We start from the raw sequence: 18,070 nt of genomic DNA, 5'->3' as shown, positions 1-18,070 counted from the left end.
TGAGTATGAAATGAACTAAAAGAGTGTATATAAAGAAACATTTTATGTAGCATTTTTAAAGTTCATGAATTAACACACACACAATCATTTTAAAATTTAAAACATGCTTAAAAAATCAATTTTTGCTTTTTGCACTATGCTACTTATGGGCGTAGGTGCAAAAGCTCAAGATGTGGCTCGACCAAATTACACCTCAGAGTCAGTTTCAATGCGAGTAGTAGCTCCATTATCATCAAGAACAGATTTAATCCCTGCAGAAAACTTTGAAGGAGAAATTCTAGATGGAAGATCTTCAAAAAACAAAGTGATCATAGGTAAAGGATCTACTGGAGATGATATTCTCGCAAAAAAAGATGCATATCTGCAAGGAGCTATTCCAGGAAGAACTCCTGAATTAGTATTTGATGCTGCATTTTCTAACTCAAGTCCAACAGATCCAGCTTTGGCAGTAGGACCAGATCATGTAGTGGTAGTATTTAATACTGGATATAGAATATTTGATAAATCGGGTAATGCATTAACAGATCAACTTTCTCCAAATAATATTTTTACACCAGGAGGATGTTGTGATTTGACTATATCGTATGATAATCAAGCCAGAAGATGGGTAATGTCATATTTATATAGAAATGGAAACGTAGAAGTAGCTGTTTCTACAGAAGAAGATCCAGTAAACACTAGTTGGAATGTGTATACATATGCTAATATAGATGATTATCAAAAAGTGTCTGTATGGAGTGATGGATATTACATGACTGCAAATGTAAATTCTTCAACAGCATCAACTTCTAGTGCTATTTTTGTAATGGATAGAGCAGCAATGTTAGCTGGAGAAGCTTCAGCTACAATTATAGCTTTTCCTTTACCAGGAATTTCAACTAGTGGATTTTACAGTCCACAGGCATTTAACATAAGTAACTATGATTTTCCTCCAGAAGGAAATGCTTCTATTGTATACTTACAAGATGATGCTTATTCAGGAATTTCTGAGGATCATATAAAAATATGGACGGTAAATGTAGATTTTGAAACACCAAATAATTCTACAATTTCTGCACCACAAGAAATTACAACTACACCATTTGTAGGTGTGTTTGATGGAGGAGATTTTTCAAACTTAGATCAGCCTAATGGTGGTATTGCTATTGATGCTTTACAAGCAACAGTAATGAATCAAGCTCAGTTTAGACAATTTGATGGATACAACTCAGCTATATTTAATTTTGTAGTAAATGTAGATGCTGGAAGTGGTGGAGAACGTGCAGGAATAAGATGGTACGAATTAAGACAAAACGCTGCAGGTGACCCTTGGACAATTCATCAAGAAGGTACTTATACTGCACCAGAAGGAAAACATGCTTGGATGGGTGGAATGATGATGGATTCTAGCGGAAACTTAGTTATGGGATATACAGGTATGGGAGGATCAACTAATACTGTAGTAAGTTCATACTATACAGGAAGATTTGCTAACGATCCATTAGGAACAATGACAGTTAATGAAACTCTTGTAGCAGCTGGTAATGGTAATATCCCAGGTCTTCGTTATGGAGATTATGGAAAAATGGATGTAGATCCTAATAACGATAGAAAAATGTGGTTTATCAATGAATATATGGCAACAGGAGGAAGAGCTAATGTTGTAGGGGTATTCCAGATTGCGCCAGTTGATACTAAAGATATAGGAGCAGTAAGTATTGATATAGCAGATGTACCTGTACACTCTGACCAAGAGGATGTTACTATTACAATATTTAACTTTGGGTCTGAAGCGGTTTCTAATTTTGAAGTGTCTTATACAATTGATGGAGGTGCTACAGTAACAGAAACTTTTACAGGAACGATAGAAGGAGAACAGAGTAGTCAATATACATTTGCTCAAAAAGCAGATTTGTCTGAAGAGGGTAGATCTTACACTGTAGTAGCTACAGTAAACTTAACAGACGATGCAGTTTCTTCAAACAACTCTACAACAGAAGTAATTACTAATTTATTTGGAAACGATATAGGAGTAATAGAAATTACAGCCCCTGTTTCAGGTGAAGGATTAGGTGATGAAACTGTAACAGTAGTTTTAGAAAATTTTGGAGGAACAGAGCAAAGTAATTTTGATGTGTCTTACACAATTAATGGTGGAGCAGCAGTAACTGAAACTTTTACAGGAACTTTAGCTTCAGCAACAACAACAACATTTACTTTTTCGGCGCCAGTAAATTTATCTAGTCTAGGTGAATATGAAGTAGCAGCTAATACTTCTTTAGTAGGAGATAGAGATAATTCAAATGATGGAATATCTGTAACAATTAGTAATCTTTCATGTGCAGAATATGTAAATAACGAAACTCAAAATGTAGGACCTGATGCAGGTGATGTAACTACATCTGTGATTACTGTAAACGATGATGTATTGATAGATGATGTTAATGTAAGCATTAACCTTACACATACTTATGTAGCAGATTTAGATATTAAACTAATTGCACCAAACGGAACTGAGGTAGAATTATCTACAGATAATGGAGGACCAGGAGATAACTATACAAATACTGTATTTGATGATCAAGCATCAACTCCTATTACATCAGGAACAGCTCCTTTTACAGGAACATTTAGACCAGAAGGAGATTTAAGTACGTTAACAGGAGTTTCACCAGTAGGAGATTGGACATTATCAATTTCGGATGATTTTAATGGTGATGGAGGAGAATTACTAAGCTGGGGACTTAAATTCTGTAGTCAAGGTGCAGTTTTAAGTATAGAAGATTTATTATTAGAAGATGCAGATTTTACAGTAATAAATACAGGAAACAAACAGTTTAAAATCAACTTAAATACAACAGAGATTAAAGAAAGATTAAACTTGAATGTTTACAATATGTTAGGACAAAAACTATTACATTATAGATTAGATAATGAGAATGGTAGTTATAACTATGATTTAGATATGTCTTATGCACCATCTGGTGTATATATCGTTAAGTTAGGAAATGGTAAATCAGGACTTAATAAGCGTATTGTAATAGAATAACGAATAATTCGCTATTGAAGAATAATATAAAAGCGGTTGTGAATTAACTCACAACCGCTTTTGATATTTTAAAAAAGAACGGTACGTTAAAGAATATCCAAAACTTTTTCTGGAGGTCGACCAATAATTGCTTTATTATCATGAATAACAATAGGACGCTCTATTAATTTAGGATGTTCACACATAGCTTTTATCACTTCATCATCAGTAAGTGTTAGTGTTTTATAGTGCTCTTTCCAGATTTTTTCATTTTTTCTAACCAATTCTATTGGCTTTATACCTAATAACCCAATGATCTCTTTTAATTGTGTTTCAGATAAGGGAGTGTCTAGATATTTTACAATTTCAATTTCGGTTTCAGGAACTTTTTCTTCGACGATAGCCAAACATTGTCTCGATTTGCTACATCTAGGATTGTGATAGATTTTCATAAGCATATATTTTATAAAGAGTCTTCATTTTTTTGTCCCATCATCATAAGGTATGCTTTTAAGAAAGGACTTATATTTCCGTCGATAACCGCATCAACATTAGCTGTTTCTTCGGCAGTACGTACATCCTTTACTAATTTGTATGGATGCATTACATAGTTACGTATTTGAGAACCCCATTCAATTTTCATTTTAGAAGCTTCAATTTCGTCACGTTGCGCTTGCTGTTTCTTAAGCTCAATTTCGTATAACTGAGATTTAAGCATCTGTAATGCTTTTTCTCGATTATCGTGCTGTGATCTAGAATCAGAACAAGAAATTTGAATTCCGGTAGGAAAGTGAGTTAATTGTACCTTTGTTTCTACTTTGTTTACATTTTGTCCACCAGCACCACTAGATCTAGAAGTGATGATTTCGTAATCAGATGGATTAATATCAACTTCGATACTATCATCGGCAAGAGGATAAACATAAACAGAAGCAAAAGAAGTATGGCGTTTTGCATTACTATCAAAAGGAGAAATTCGTACCAATCTATGTACACCATTTTCACCTTTTAACCATCCAAAAGCATAATCTCCTTCAATTTCTAGAGTAACTGTTTTTATACCAGCTACATCACCAGCTTGATAGTTTAACTCTTTAATTTTGAAACCTTGTTTTTCTGCCCACATAAGATACATACGCATAAGCATTGCAGCCCAATCACAGCTTTCTGTACCACCAGCACCAGCAGTAATTTGTAAAACAGCACTTAAACGATCTCCTTCTTCTCTAAGCATGTTTTTAAACTCAAGATGTTCAATAACTTCGAGTGTACTTTGATAAAGCTTGTTTAATTCTTCATCTGTTACTTCTCCTTCTTTATGAAATTCATAAGTAACTTCTAGGTCATCTACTAGGGCAACGCTCTGATCATAATCAGAGACCCATTTTTTTTGTGCATTTAGAGCACGTAAAATTTCCTCAGCTTTTTTTGCATTATCCCAAAAATCTGGAGCAAAGGTTTTTTCTTCTTCGTTAGATATTTCTATAAGCTTGGCATCAATGTCAAAGATACCTCCTTAACACAACCAGGCGCTCTCTAAGATCATTTAAAATCTCTGTATTAATCATATAAAATTAGTTTTTAGCAAAAATAGGATTTAACAATTCAGTAGGAAATAAATTAGGGATATTTTTATAGTTTTAAAGCACTAGTAGATAAAACCAAAAAATACCTGTAGAAGGCAATTCTTATGAAATTTAAATTATTGAATAAAAGGGCAGTAGTTTTAGTTTGTACACTATTAATATGCCATATATTACAAGCTCAATTTTTGAAGCAAAAAGGAGAATTACAAAAATATGAAGGCTATTTTGACTTTCACTATAGTCAAAAAGAAGATAAAATCTACTTAGAAGTAGATAAGTTAGGTACAGAGTTTTTGTATGTGTATTCCCTTGCAAGCGGTGTAGGATCAAATGATATAGGATTAGATAGGGGGCAAATAGGAGATGGTGTTATTGTAAAGTTTGAAAGAGCTGGTAATAAACTATTATTGATACAACCTAATAAGCGATACAGAGCTAATACAGATAACACTTTAGAAAAGAAAAGTATTGAGCAAGCTTTTGCAAAATCAGTACTTTTTGGATTTAAAATTTTAGAAGAAAAAAACAATACCTTCATCATAGATTTTACTCCGTTTTTAATGCAAGATGCACATGGAGTAGCAGATCGTTTACAGCAACGAGGAGAAGGTAATTATAGTATTGATGCTTCAAAGAGCGCTTTGAGTTTAGAAAAAATAAAAGCTTTTCCTAAAAATGTGGAGTTCGAAGCCTTATTGACATTTAAAGGGAAACCTAAAGGATATAATATAAGATCAGTAACGCCTAATGCTAAGTTAGTTTCGGTTATTACACATCATTCTTTTGTAGAATTACCAGATAATAAATACCAAAAGCGTGAATTTGATCCTAGAAGTGGTGCGTTATTTATTTCGTATCTCGATTATGCTACACCTGTACAAGAACCTATAGTAAAAAGATACATCACTAGACATCGCTTAGAAAAGAAAAATCCTAAGGAGGCTGTAAGTGAAGCCAAAGAACCTATTGTATATTATTTAGATCCAGGAACACCAGAACCAGTACGTTCAGCTTTATTAGAAGGAGGAGCATGGTGGAATCAAGCATATGAAGCGATTGGGTTTAAAGATGCTTTTCAAATCAAGATGTTACCAGAAGATGCTGACCCTATGGATTTGAGATATAATGTAATTCAATGGGTACATCGCTCTACTAGAGGATGGAGTTATGGGGCTAGTGTAATAGATCCTAGAACAGGGGAAATTTTAAAAGGACATGTGAGTTTAGGGAGTTTAAGGATTAGACAAGATTTCTTGATTGCTCAAGCATTATTAAATCAGCCATTTGCAAAGAGCGATGCAAATTACCAACCTATGTTAGAAATGGCCTTGGCTAGAATTAGACAATTATCTGCTCATGAAATCGGACACACTTTAGGTTTTGCTCATAATTTTGCTGCAAGTGCACATGATAGAGCTTCTGTAATGGATTATCCACATCCTTTGGTACAATTAAAGAATAACAAGATAGAACTTTCTGGTGCTTACGATGATAAAATTGGCGCATGGGATAAAGTATCTGTAGCTTATAGTTATAGTGATTTCGGAAAAAAAGGGAACGAAAAAGCAGCCTTAAATAGAATATTAGATGATGCCTATAAAGCAGGAATGCGTTTTATTACCGATAGTGACGCTCGACCTAGAGGAGGAGCAAATGCTATAGCACATCTTTGGGATAATGGAACGAATGCAAGCGAAGAGTTGAATCGACTTTTAAAAGTGAGATCACATGCTATAACAAACTTTTCTCAAGATAATATCAGAAGTAATGAAACATACTCGACATTAGAAGATGTTTTTGTACCACTATATTTCTTTCATAGGTATCAAACAGAGGCTGCTATAAAATTAATAGGAGGATTAAATTACAATTATGCAACCAAAGGAAGTCAACAAGAGATAGTAAGTATTGTAGATCAAAAACAACAAAAAGAAGCGCTAGAAGCGGTATTGAATACACTAAAGGCTGAAACATTGGCAATACCTAAAGAAAAATTAAGCTTATTTCCACCTAGAGCTTATGGTTATAGCCGTTCGAGAGAATCATTTAAAGGAGTTACAGGAGTTGGTTTTGATGCATTGAGTGCTGCAGTAACAGCTAGCGAAATGACATTAGGCTTGTTGTTACATCCAGAGCGTGCATCACGTTTAGTACAACAAAAAAGTATGGATACAAAACAATTAGATTTAATAACGGTCATAGACGAATTATTAAAAACAAGTTTTAAACAATCCTATAAAGATTCGTATTTAAACGAAGTTCGACATGCTATAAATACAAATGTTTTAAAATACTTGATGAACTTAGCAACACAAGAAAATAGCTATGCACAAGTAAGAGCTATTGCTAATTATAAGATCAACGAATTAGCACAATGGTTAAAGTCTAACAAAGGTGAAGGTGTAAACGAAATATATACAACATATTATATCAATCAAATTAAGACATTTGAAAAGAAACCAGAGGATTTTAAATTAAAAAGATCTCCAAAAATACCTGATGGATCACCAATTGGTAGTGGTGTTTGTGAACTAAATAATTATTAATAGCAGAAGAAAAGACTTTTGTTAGCGATGGTGATAAAATAAAAGTGAGACAATTGGAGCAAAAAATAATAACCAAACCAAATATAAGTAGACGGATCTTAGCCGGAATTATTGATTATAGTATTATTTATCTACTCGTATTTTTATCGATTTTTATATTTGGTACGCCGAATAATGAAGGGGAGTATGAATTGAGTGGAGTACTTGTGATAATACCAATAACTATATGGGTAGTATTAATAGTAGGATTAGAAAGTGGTATGGGCGGAACAATAGGAAATTCTTTGGTGGGATTGAAAGTAATTCCGGATAGTGGTAAAAATAGAAATTTAACTTTTACAGAATCTTTAAAAAGACATATGTTAGATCAATTGGATATATGGTTCTTTGGATTAGTAGGAATATTAACTATAAAGAATACAGAAAAACATCAAAGATTAGGTGATTTATGGGCAGGAACCATTGTAGTAAAAATGAATACACTAATAAAATAACTACAGTATAATTAATAAACTGTAATAATATATAATAAAAAAGTAGAGAATACCTGTGAAAATAGATTTAAGAAGTGATACAATAACTAAACCTACACCAGAAATGCTTGAAGCAATAGTACAGGCAGAGGTAGGTGATGATGTATATAAAGAAGACCCAACAACAAATGCGTTAGAAGAAAAGATAGCTAATCTTTTTGGTAAAGATCAAGCTTTATTTTTTCCTTCGGGTAGTATGGCTAATCAGGCAGCTATTAAGTTACATACGCAACCAGGAGAGCAATTGATAGCAGATAAATATGCACATGTATATAATTATGAAGGAGGAGGAGTTTCATTTAATAGCGGAGTATCTTGTAAGTTAATAGATGGACGTAGAGGAATGATTACAGCAGCTCAAGTCGAAGCTTCTATTAATCCTCCAGATTTTTATCATAGTCCATTAACGAGTTTAGTATGTCTTGAAAATACGACCAATAAAGGAGGCGGAGCTTGCTATGATTTTGATGAAATAAAAAAGATTCGCAAAGTATGTGATACTCATAATTTAGGATTTCATTTAGATGGTGCACGCTTATGGAATGCATTAGTTGCCAGAGGCGAAAGTACTAAGCAATATGGAGCGCAATTTGATACCATTTCTGTATGTTTGAGTAAAGGGTTAGGAACACCTATGGGGTCAGTTTTGATAGGTGATGCTAAATATATGGAAAATGCTATACGAGTGCGTAAAGTATTAGGTGGAGGAATGCGACAGGTAGGATATATGGCTGCTGCTGGAATTTATGCAATAGAAAATAATATAGAACGACTAGCAGAAGATCATAAAAAAGCCAAAGAAATAGGAAAGGTATTAGAAACATTATCTTTTGTGACTAATGTAGAACCAATAGATACCAATATTGTTATTTTTTCTACAGATAAAAAAGAGGAAGAATTTATAACAGAAATGGCAAAAAAGGATGTTCATTTTTATGGAATGGGACAAGGGAAGTTACGTTTTGTAACACATTTGGACTATACAGATGAAATGCATGAGCGATTGATCAGTATTTTAAAAGGTTTCTAGATTATAGGAAACCTCAAATATGTTAATTATTTCAAAATAGTAAAATGAAATTAATAATCCTACGACATACCTTTTAAATAACTTACAATTATGAAAAAAATAAGAGTATATAAACGCATTGCTTTAAGAGGAATGATATTGTTGTTCTTTATGAGTTTAACAACCGTTCAAGCTCAAATTGCAAAGGCAAGTCTTAGTCCTAGGATTAAAGTAGAACAGCAAATAGGATTAGCCAAATTAACTTTGGATTACGGAAGACCAAGTAAAAAAGATAGACCTATTTTTGGAGGATTAATCCCTTACGGAAAAGTGTGGCGTACTGGTGCTAATGCTTCAACAAAATTAAGTTTTGATAAAGATGTTACCATCGCAGGAAATAAGTTACCAGCAGGTTTATATGCTTTATATACTATCCCAGGGCAAAAAGAATGGACGATAATTATTCATAAAAATGCTAAGTTATGGGGTGCAGGAGGATATGATTCAAAAGATGATTTTATTAGATTTAAATCGCCAGTTCACAGCTTAAATGATACACAAGAAACTTTAAGTATAAGTACAGAAAATTTTCATGCTAATGGAGGAGATTTAATTATCAAATGGGAAAATACAAAAATAGTGTTACCTGTTTTTGTAGATAGTGATGCTTTAACTTTTAAAGAGATAGAAGATAAAATCATCAATGCAGAAGGAGAAATAAAAGCAGCTACATATTTTGATGCAGCTCAGTTTTATTATCATAAAAACAAAAATCTTAATCTAGCCAAAGAATGGTTTGATAAAGCCATAGCATTACGACCTAATGCTTTTTGGTATGTATATTATAGAGCAGAATTAGCATATACTCAAAAAGACTATAAAACTGCCAAAAAGTTTGTAGAACAATCTTTGGCGATGGCAAAGAAAAGTTCAAGTGGCGATTATGGCTATATAGCAAAATGTGAATTACTTATAGATAAGATAAATAAAAGATAAATTTAAGAAAAGGAGTAGCAAGTTAACTTACTACTCCTTTTCTTTATTTCGAAATTAAAATTGTTTATTAATGATTAATTTTTCTACATGAGCAGTAGTATTCTTTTGCATGAATTTAACGAGATATAAACCATTTGATAATGTAGATAGATCAATTGAATTTAGTTTCTTATTAGCAGATATGGATGTAGAAAAAACTTTCTTACCAGTAATAGTATAGATTTCAAGAGTATTTATAGAAGTCTTTGCAATGTTTGAAATATTCAGTATATTTTTTGCTGGATTAGGGAAAATAGTAACAGGGTTATCTGAAATTTCTCTAGTACTTAATGTAGCTATAAAAGCATCATAAGCTGTTTGTAACTCATCTATAGGCTCTACACCAAAAGGTGTAGCACTAATATTTATATCTAACCATAAATTACCATAAGAACTATCCGTATCAGATGGTTGAGCTACTCTAATAAAAGCAGAACGAGAACTAACTCCTTCAGAAGTACATCGAGCATCTGCACCAGGTCTTTTTGCAGCTTGCATTACAGCCATAAGTTTGGTAGCCAAATCTCCAGAGGTATTTAAAAACGCAGTTTCCATATCGTCTAATACTTGAGTACTGATAAGAATGTTTCCTGCAATAGCATAGTTTGTTCCTATACGATGTCCTTTTTCATTGTGAGCACTACTTCCTGTATATCCAGCGCTTTGCCCATTAAGAGAGACAATGTTATATTGCCTAGAATTAATAGAACCAGAAGCAGGATCATTTGCTACGAGCCAATCGATAATTTGTTGAGGTGTTTCATTATGGTTCAACATTCGGTTTCTGGCAGCATTTTGATTGGTAGGAGACCATGCCGCTTGAGTATGAATAGCTCCTTTACCTAAAATAATGTCACTAATAACTAAAGCACCTTCTTCACCGTTGAGATCGACACTATCTAAACAAGTAGCACCTGCGCTACCTATTTGACCAGTAGCTGGATCTATAGCAACAATAGAAAAAGTATGTTGAGCATAACTACTAAAAAAGATAAAGAAATTTAAAAATAAAAATAGAATGATTTGTCTTTGAGGTAATAATAATGATTTCATGTGATTAGGGTACTTAATAATGAATATGTAATAATATAAATTGTATCCGTATAAGGGATAGCTGTAATAATAAAATAAGAATAGCAAAAGTTTATGAACCTACATTATTCGTTATTAACATCGTACATTAATAAACGTAGAGATTCAAAGTAATCAGATTCAAAATTAATCGAACGAATTTTTGACAGCGAGAAGTCATAAGCATAAGCTTTTTCTAAAGTACCATCTGCCAAAACTTGATCTATCATAAATGTATTTTCATGTAAATGATGGAGTTTACCATAAAATAATTCTGATTGTTTTTTCTCTTGAAATTCGAAAAAACCATAAGTAGTCTCGCTCCATTTTAATAGTTCTGCTATAGCCGTAAAAGCAAAAGAAGTAGGAGGAGTTATGGCTATTTGTTTTAATTCTAAAACACGTTTAATTAGCTCTTGATCCTTATGAGGTTTTCGTTTTTTAACAAATTGCTTAGCATATAATTTATAACCATCTATTTGATAGTCAATTGGGATGTGTTTAACAAGAATCCAATCTTCATTTTCGGCAATGAGTAGACCTGTTTCTTTATCTTCCCAACCTTTAAGCTTGTATGTTTCGATTTGCATGATGATGTGTTTGATTTTTATAAAAGTAATAAAATTAATCGTGATGTTTTAACATAATAAAAACAAGTCAAAAGCATAGCGATAAGGAAACACATTTAGTTATAAAATAACTAGTCTATAAAATGTTAAGATTAGGAGTAAATTATTGCTGCAATAATTTTTCTAAATGAACAGAAAATTTTGCATTTGAATCTATAATATTACCATCGTTTTCAACCACAACCACTTTATCAAGATTGTAAATCAAAAGATCCTCTATAGAACATTTTATGTTATCAAATGCATACTCAAATTGAGGATCATAATTATACCTTTTAACAGCGTGTTTCCAATTTTGATTTTGTTTGTTATCTATATTTATGGCAATAAAGTTAACATGAGGATATTTTTTTCTTAAGTGTGCTACTTTGGTATGTAGTCGTTTAAAATGAGAAGGAAAACTTACCGACCAAAAATAAACTACATTAATAGGTTTATGTAATAGTGAATTAAGAGATATAATAGAATCATTTAGCGCTATTACTTTTTGTTCTGGTAATTCGTTATTAGGAGTAAGACCATTTGCAGTATAGGCAACTTTTCTTAAATCATTTTTAAATTCATTATTACTACATTGTTTTAGAAAACGATTTAAAACAATTTTAGAATATTTTGCTGGATGGCTTTCTTTTATATAATCATAAGCAGTATTTTTAAGAATAGGATCTTTGATAGCAGGTTTTTGAATCAAACTATCAATAAAATCAAGTCGATGTAATACTTTCATGTAGCGATGCTTTTTTATCGCTGGATGCTTTGATTCATAAATAAAAGAATCATTAAAAATATAGTTATTTAAAAATCTATTATAGGCATATAATCTATTTAAAACAGTATCGTTAAAATTTACTTTTTCGCGATAAACATAAAAGTTTTTAGGCATATTCGTTAAAATAGCATCAATATCTGTGATAGAACCATAATGTCTCCTTAAATACATTTCGTGTCTTGCATAAAAATCATATAAAAAAGAAGACCTCAAGACTTTTATAGTATTAAGATCAAAATCGTATTTCTTTACAAAACGATTAAACATGGTAAGTCTGTCTTGAAGCATAGAATCTTGTTTCTTTTTAAAAAGCTCAGGTGCTAGTTTAGCATGCTTTCTCAATAAAGAGCGTTCATTTTCATTAATTAAAAAGGTATTAATTAAGAAATTGTTCTTTTCTGCACCATTTCCAGTAAAAACGAGAGATTCGTCAAATTCAAGTGTGTTTAATCTAAGTAGGATACTATCTTTACTTTGTAGATATATCAATTGATATTCTCTATTGTGTTTAAAGTTGTATAATCCTTCTTTAAGTGAATTTACTTTAAAAGAAAATCTATTGTATTTATCCAGATATATAGTATCACCTTTATCCTCATTAATATAGAAGATGACATGATCGGTTTCTGGATTTACAATTTCTCCACCGATATAGACCTTTCCCTTATTATTATGATCTAATTCAGCTTTTTTACAGCTTTGAAATAATATTCCGAAGAATAAAACTGTAAATACATGTAAAAATATTTTCATAGTATTGCCAATATACCCAAACGCCATAATAAGACTTTTATTGAAAGTAAACAAAAATATGAGTAAGAAAGAAGTAGCGGAGTTAATGATACGTTAATTATATAATAAAAGAGAGAATGTTTCTTGATGTTACGCATATTTTATACTTTTGCGCAAATCCAAAAAAAAACATATTAATATAAATGTTATCAGTTTCTAATCTTTCGGTTCAATTCGGTAAACGTATATTGTTTGACGAAGTAAATACAGCTTTTACACAAGGTAATTGTTATGGTATCATTGGGGCTAATGGAGCCGGTAAATCTACTTTTTTAAAGATATTATCGGGTATTATGGAACCTACATCAGGACATGTACACCTAGAGCCAGGTAAACGTATGTCTGTGCTAGAGCAAAACCATTATGCATATGATGAATATACAGTTCTCGAAGCTGTAATAATGGGGAATAAACCATTGTATCGTATAAAGAAAGAAATGGACGAAATTTATGCAAAGCCGGACTTTAATGATGCAGATGGAGAGCGAGTAGGAGTATTACAGGTGGAGTTTGAAGAAATGAACGGATGGAGTGCCGATAGTGATGCTGCAGCAATGCTTTCTAACTTGGGGATCAAAGAAGATTTGCATTATACCAAAATGGCCGATGTAGATAATAAGCAACGTGTACGTGTATTATTAGCACAAGCTTTATTTGGTAATCCAGATGTATTAATCATGGATGAGCCTACCAATGATTTGGATTATGAAACAATAACATGGTTAGAGAACTTTTTGGCTAATTATGATAATACGGTAATTGTTGTATCTCACGACCGTCACTTCCTTGATGCAGTATGTACTCATATTTCTGATATTGATTACTCTAAAATCAATCACTATAGCGGAAACTATACATTTTGGTATGAGTCATCTCAATTAGCAGCAAAACAAAGAGCTCAACAAAACAAAAAAGCCGAAGAGAAGAAAAAAGAATTACAAGAGTTTATCGCTAGATTTAGTGCCAATGTAGCTAAATCAAAACAAGCTACTTCACGTAAGAAGATGATTGATAAACTTAATATTGAAGAAATAAAACCTTCAAGTAGAAGATACCCTGCAATTATTTTTGATAGAGATAGAGAAGCTGGAGATCAAATATTAAATGTTGAAGGATTAAGCTCTAGTGTAGAAGGAGAATTACTATTTAAAAATGTAGATATTAACCTAGCCAAAGGAGATAAAGTAGTTATTTTTTCTAAAGATTCTAGAGCAACAACTGCGTTTTACCAAATTATCAATGGTAAACAAGAAGCAGATTCTGGAAAGTACGCTTGGGGTGTAACTACTAGTCAATCATATTTACCAGCAGATAATAGTGAGTATTTCCAGAGTGATTTAACTCTAGTAGATTGGTTACGTCAATGGGCAACGACAGAAGAAGAAAGAGAAGAAGTTTACATTAGAGGTTTCTTAGGTAAAATGATTTTTAGTGGAGAAGAGGCTTTAAAGAAATGTAATGTATTATCTGGAGGAGAAAAAGTACGTTGTATGTTGTCAAAAATGATGATGACTCGTGCTAATGTTGTAATGCTAGATGAACCTACTAACCACTTAGACTTAGAGTCAATTACAGCGTTTAATAACTCGTTAAAGAACTTTAAAGGAACGGTGTTGTTTACAACACATGATCACGAATTTGCTCAAACTGTAGGTAACCGTGTAATTGAACTTACTCCTAATGGGATAATTGATCGTTACATGACGTTTGATGAGTATATGTCTGATAATAAAGTAAAAGAATTAAGAGAAAAAATGTATTCTTAATAAGAGGCATTTCGATATCATAAAAAAAGAGCGCGTAATTCAATTACGCGCTCTTTTTTTATGATAGAATAAGATTCTTTCTATTGATCTGTATCTGAGTTTGAGAAATGATTATAAATCAAGAATCCACCATATCCAATAAAACCTATAGTAAGTATTATCCTTATCATAGAAGGATCTTCTTGTTGAAATTTGTTGTACAATCTAAGTGATCCAAAAAGAACAAGAGTAATTCCAATAATAAGATTCCACGATTTTTTATTTTGAGAATTAGAGTCCATAGGTATATTTAGGTTTTATGATGAGTAGATTTAATTAGCCAAACTCTTTTCGATTATAGGTAATGCATTTTCTGCATCTGTCTTTTTTACAAATAACTGTATTTGGTTAGGAAGACCACCTCCAAAACCTCCTCTTAATCCAGATTCAAAATCATCTCTGGTAAGAGAGTTAATACCACTATCTTGTAATACATTCTGAAGAAATTGCACATTAATTAAACTTCCTGTGTATACACGTTCATAATCACTTTCGGGAAATAAATTCATAAATTGTATTTTATAATAATAATTCTAAGATAAACATAATTTCAGAATAGTAAAAGGAGTGTGATTAATTATAAATCACACTCCTTTGTATATTCAATTGGATAGAAAAACGACTATATATTAGCGTAATTCGGCACCTAACTTTGATTCAAAATTTTGCTGTAATTTATTCATGATTTTATCAATCTGTTTATCTGTAAGAGTTTTGTTTTCATCTTGTAAAATGAAACTTACAGCATAAGATTTTTTACCGTCAGGTAAATTATCTCCTTGATAAACGTCAAATAAATCTACATTTTTAAGTAATTTCTTCTCTGTTTGTTTTGCTATAGTATGAACTTCTTCAAACGTTACTTTGTCTTCTAGCAATAAGGCAAAATCACGTCTTACTTCTGGGAATTTAGGAATGTCCTTAAACTTAATTTTATTACGTTTAGCAAACTCAATAATATTATCCCAGTTGAAATCAGCAAAAAGAACTTCTTGACTAATACTAAAAGATTTTAGAATTGTTCTTTTGACAATACCAAATTCTACCATTTTAGTTTTACCTAAGCTTAATACCATACCTTCAGCAAAAACATCATTTTTAATAGGGCTAGATTTAAGTCCTTTTAATCCTAAACGATCTAAAATAGCAATTAAAATACCTTTTAAATAAAAGAAATCACTTTGTTTTAATGGTGTATTCCAACTCTCTTTTGATCTATTTCCTGTAACAAAAACACTTAAGTGTTTGTTCTCTACACGTTCGTTCTCATACTGGTGATATGTTTTTCCAAATTCAAAGAATTTTAAGTCAGAACGTTTGCGATTACTGTTATAAGCAATAGCTTCTAGACCAGAAAAAAGTAAAGATTGACGCATAACCGATAAATCTTGACTTAAAGGATTCAAGATATTTACATTATGCTCTTCTTTAAGTTGATCACTTAAATTAATATAATTAGGAGTAGTAAGTGAGTTTGCCATCATCTCATTAAATCCTTGACCAATAAGTTGATTAGCAATTACATTCTGTACTTTATAATCTTCAAATTTATTAACAGAAGAAATAGAAGCATTTAGTTTTTCTGTAAACTTGATATTGTTATATCCATACACACGTAAAATTTCTTCGATAACATCAGCTTCACGTTGTACATCATTACGATAAGCAGGTATAGTAAGACCAATACCAGTTTCTGTAACATTATTAACTTTGATTTCAAGAGAAGAAAGAATACTCTTAATTGTTTCTCTTGGTAACTCTTCACCAATTAGTTTTGTAGCATTTTCAAAAGATAAGAATACTTGAAAATCCTCAATTTTTTTAGGGTATAAATCAGTTATATCACTAGAAATATGTCCACCAGCTAATTCCTGAATTAAAAGAGCAGCACGTTTAAGCGCATATTCTGTTACATTAGGATCGATTCCACGCTCAAATCTAAAAGAAGCATCTGTATTTAATCCATGACGTTTTGCTGTTTTACGTACACTTACAGGATTAAAATAAGCACTTTCTAAGAAAATAGAAGTAGTTTGTTCTGTTACACCAGAGTTAAGACCTCCAAAAACACCAGCAATACAAAGTGGTTTTTCTGCATCACAGATCATTAAATCTTCAGCATGTAACTCGCGTTCAACTTCGTCAAGTGTAGTAAATTTTGTTCCTTGAGCAACTGTTTTTACTTCAATTTTATTTCCAGAAATATGTTTTGCATCAAAAGCATGAAGAGGTTGCCCTAATTCATGTAAAACATAATTAGTAACATCAACTACATTATTTTTTGGGGCTAAACCTATAGCTTTTAAACGGTGTTGTAACCAAGCAGGAGATTCAGCTACCTTGATATCAGAGATAGTTACACCACAATAACGAGGAGCAAGAATACTATCTTTAACATCAATATCTATTTTATGTAATCTATTTTCGACATGAAAACTACTTACAGAAGGTGTAATAAGCTCAAACGAAAGTTCTTTTTGTTTTAATCCAGCTTTAAGATCACGAGCAGTACCCCAGTGACTCATAGCATCGGCACGATTAGGTGTTAATCCGATTTCAAAAACAGTATCATTTTCTATATCAAAAATTTCAGAAGCTTTAGTACCTACAGCAATAGTTTCGTCAAGAACCATGATACCATCATGACCTTTTCCTAAACCTAGTTCATCTTCGGCACAGATCATACCGTGGCTTTCTTCACCTCGTATTTTTCCTTTCTTGATTTTCCAAGCTTCACCATTTTCATCATATAACGTAGTTCCTATAGTAGCAACAGGAACTTTTTGACCTGCAGCAACATTAGGCGCTCCACAAACAATTTGAACTGGTGTCTCTCCACCCAAATCAACTTTGGTAACTTTAAGTTTGTCTGCATTAGGGTGTTGTTCACAACTCAATACGTGTCCTACAACTACACCTTCTAAACCACCTTTTACACTTTGATAAGGAGCTATTCCTTCAACCTCTAAACCAAGATCGGTAAGCAATTCACTCGTTTTTTCAGCATCCCAGTCTAACTTAATAAATTGTTTCAGCCAGTTATATGAAATCTTCATGTATACTTCTTAATATTTTATGAATCGCAAATATAATAAATGCCATTTCATTATTTAAAAAAGAAGTAACTTTATCGCTTTAGTTTTTCTTTCAAATAGCACTTTTTGCTTTTTAGATTAATAGAATTATTAGAATATAATCTTTTGATGCCTATTTTAAGATTTGATTTTTTTGTTTTAAGTGAAAGGAACGACAAGAAAGACAGACTTGATAAGTGAATTATAGAGAATT

The 18,070-nt window shown here is 31.9% G+C and carries 14 protein-coding genes; 6 read left to right on the top strand and 8 right to left on the bottom strand.

The window, feature by feature from the left end; translation table 11 throughout:
- Nucleotides 1-103: 103 nt before the first annotated feature.
- On the top strand, nucleotides 104-3,028 hold the full coding sequence (locus ACYEKI_RS03675) for a proprotein convertase P-domain-containing protein (protein WP_459209809.1): 2,925 nt from the start codon (nucleotides 104-106) through the stop codon (nucleotides 3,026-3,028).
- An 86-nt stretch (nucleotides 3,029-3,114) separates the two neighbouring features.
- On the opposite strand, the gene arsC is transcribed toward ACYEKI_RS03675, so the two are convergent.
- Both arsC and prfB read right to left on the bottom strand, forming a co-directional pair.
- Complete coding sequence (arsC, locus tag ACYEKI_RS03670) at nucleotides 3,115-3,465, bottom strand: arsenate reductase (glutaredoxin) (RefSeq protein ID WP_459209808.1); 351 nt, start codon at nucleotides 3,463-3,465, stop codon at nucleotides 3,115-3,117.
- A 5-nt stretch (nucleotides 3,466-3,470) separates the two neighbouring features.
- A protein-coding gene (gene prfB, locus ACYEKI_RS03665; RefSeq protein WP_459209807.1) for a peptide chain release factor 2 occupies nucleotides 3,471-4,575 on the bottom strand; the annotation gives its coding sequence in 2 pieces (ribosomal slippage) (nucleotides 3,471-4,511 and nucleotides 4,513-4,575; 1,104 coding nt in all).
- 122 nt (nucleotides 4,576-4,697) lie between these two features.
- On the opposite strand from prfB, the gene ACYEKI_RS03660 reads away from it, so the two are divergent.
- The 4 genes from ACYEKI_RS03660 to ACYEKI_RS03645 all read left to right on the top strand — a co-directional run bounded on the left by ACYEKI_RS03660 (nucleotide 4,698) and on the right by ACYEKI_RS03645 (nucleotide 9,677).
- Nucleotides 4,698-7,139 carry a zinc-dependent metalloprotease gene (locus tag ACYEKI_RS03660; protein WP_459209806.1) on the top strand — a complete coding sequence of 814 codons (2,442 nt, stop codon included), beginning with the start codon at nucleotides 4,698-4,700 and terminating at the stop codon, nucleotides 7,137-7,139.
- A 44-nt stretch (nucleotides 7,140-7,183) separates the two neighbouring features.
- Nucleotides 7,184-7,633 carry an RDD family protein gene (locus tag ACYEKI_RS03655; protein WP_459209805.1) on the top strand — a complete coding sequence of 150 codons (450 nt, stop codon included), beginning with the start codon at nucleotides 7,184-7,186 and terminating at the stop codon, nucleotides 7,631-7,633.
- 55 nt (nucleotides 7,634-7,688) lie between these two features.
- A complete protein-coding gene (locus tag ACYEKI_RS03650; protein WP_459209804.1) occupies nucleotides 7,689-8,702 on the top strand; it encodes a threonine aldolase family protein in 1,014 nt (337 codons plus the stop codon).
- A gap of 90 nt (nucleotides 8,703-8,792) precedes the next feature.
- Nucleotides 8,793-9,677 carry a DUF2911 domain-containing protein gene (locus ACYEKI_RS03645; RefSeq protein WP_459209803.1) on the top strand — a complete coding sequence of 295 codons (885 nt, stop codon included), beginning with the start codon at nucleotides 8,793-8,795 and terminating at the stop codon, nucleotides 9,675-9,677.
- 54 nt (nucleotides 9,678-9,731) lie between these two features.
- On the opposite strand, the gene ACYEKI_RS03640 is transcribed toward ACYEKI_RS03645, so the two are convergent.
- The 3 genes from ACYEKI_RS03640 to ACYEKI_RS03630 all read right to left on the bottom strand — a co-directional run bounded on the left by ACYEKI_RS03640 (nucleotide 9,732) and on the right by ACYEKI_RS03630 (nucleotide 12,938).
- The gene (locus ACYEKI_RS03640) at nucleotides 9,732-10,769 is read right to left on the bottom strand and encodes a DUF1028 domain-containing protein (protein ID WP_459209802.1); all 1,038 of its coding nucleotides are present in this window, start codon (nucleotides 10,767-10,769) and stop codon (nucleotides 9,732-9,734) included.
- 104 nt (nucleotides 10,770-10,873) lie between these two features.
- Nucleotides 10,874-11,377 carry a hypothetical protein gene (locus tag ACYEKI_RS03635; RefSeq protein ID WP_459209801.1) on the bottom strand — a complete coding sequence of 168 codons (504 nt, stop codon included), beginning with the start codon at nucleotides 11,375-11,377 and terminating at the stop codon, nucleotides 10,874-10,876.
- Between the two features lie 142 nt (nucleotides 11,378-11,519).
- Entirely contained in the window at nucleotides 11,520-12,938 is a 1,419-nt protein-coding gene (locus ACYEKI_RS03630; protein WP_459209800.1) for a TlpA family protein disulfide reductase, read from the bottom strand.
- A gap of 182 nt (nucleotides 12,939-13,120) precedes the next feature.
- Here ACYEKI_RS03630 and ACYEKI_RS03625 point away from each other — a divergent pair, with 182 nt between their 5' ends.
- Complete coding sequence (locus tag ACYEKI_RS03625) at nucleotides 13,121-14,743, top strand: ABC-F family ATP-binding cassette domain-containing protein (RefSeq protein ID WP_459209799.1); 1,623 nt, start codon at nucleotides 13,121-13,123, stop codon at nucleotides 14,741-14,743.
- Between the two features lie 80 nt (nucleotides 14,744-14,823).
- Here ACYEKI_RS03625 and ACYEKI_RS03620 read toward each other — a convergent pair whose 3' ends face one another.
- The 3 genes from ACYEKI_RS03620 to pheT all read right to left on the bottom strand — a co-directional run bounded on the left by ACYEKI_RS03620 (nucleotide 14,824) and on the right by pheT (nucleotide 17,838).
- Nucleotides 14,824-15,024 (bottom strand): hypothetical protein, encoded by a 201-nt coding sequence (locus tag ACYEKI_RS03620; RefSeq protein ID WP_459209798.1) that lies wholly within the window; start codon nucleotides 15,022-15,024, stop codon nucleotides 14,824-14,826.
- A gap of 30 nt (nucleotides 15,025-15,054) precedes the next feature.
- Nucleotides 15,055-15,291, bottom strand: coding sequence for a putative signal transducing protein (locus ACYEKI_RS03615; RefSeq protein ID WP_459209797.1), 237 nt, complete (start codon nucleotides 15,289-15,291; stop codon nucleotides 15,055-15,057).
- A 120-nt stretch (nucleotides 15,292-15,411) separates the two neighbouring features.
- Nucleotides 15,412-17,838, bottom strand: coding sequence for a phenylalanine--tRNA ligase subunit beta (gene pheT, locus ACYEKI_RS03610; RefSeq protein ID WP_459209796.1), 2,427 nt, complete (start codon nucleotides 17,836-17,838; stop codon nucleotides 15,412-15,414).
- Between the last annotated feature and the right edge of the window lie 232 nt (nucleotides 17,839-18,070).

The sequence above is a fragment of the Aquimarina rhabdastrellae genome (genome assembly GCA_947387485.1).
Taxonomy (GTDB): Bacteria; Bacteroidota; Bacteroidia; order Flavobacteriales; family Flavobacteriaceae; genus Aquimarina.
This window is presented reverse-complemented; position numbering and strand designations above follow the sequence as displayed.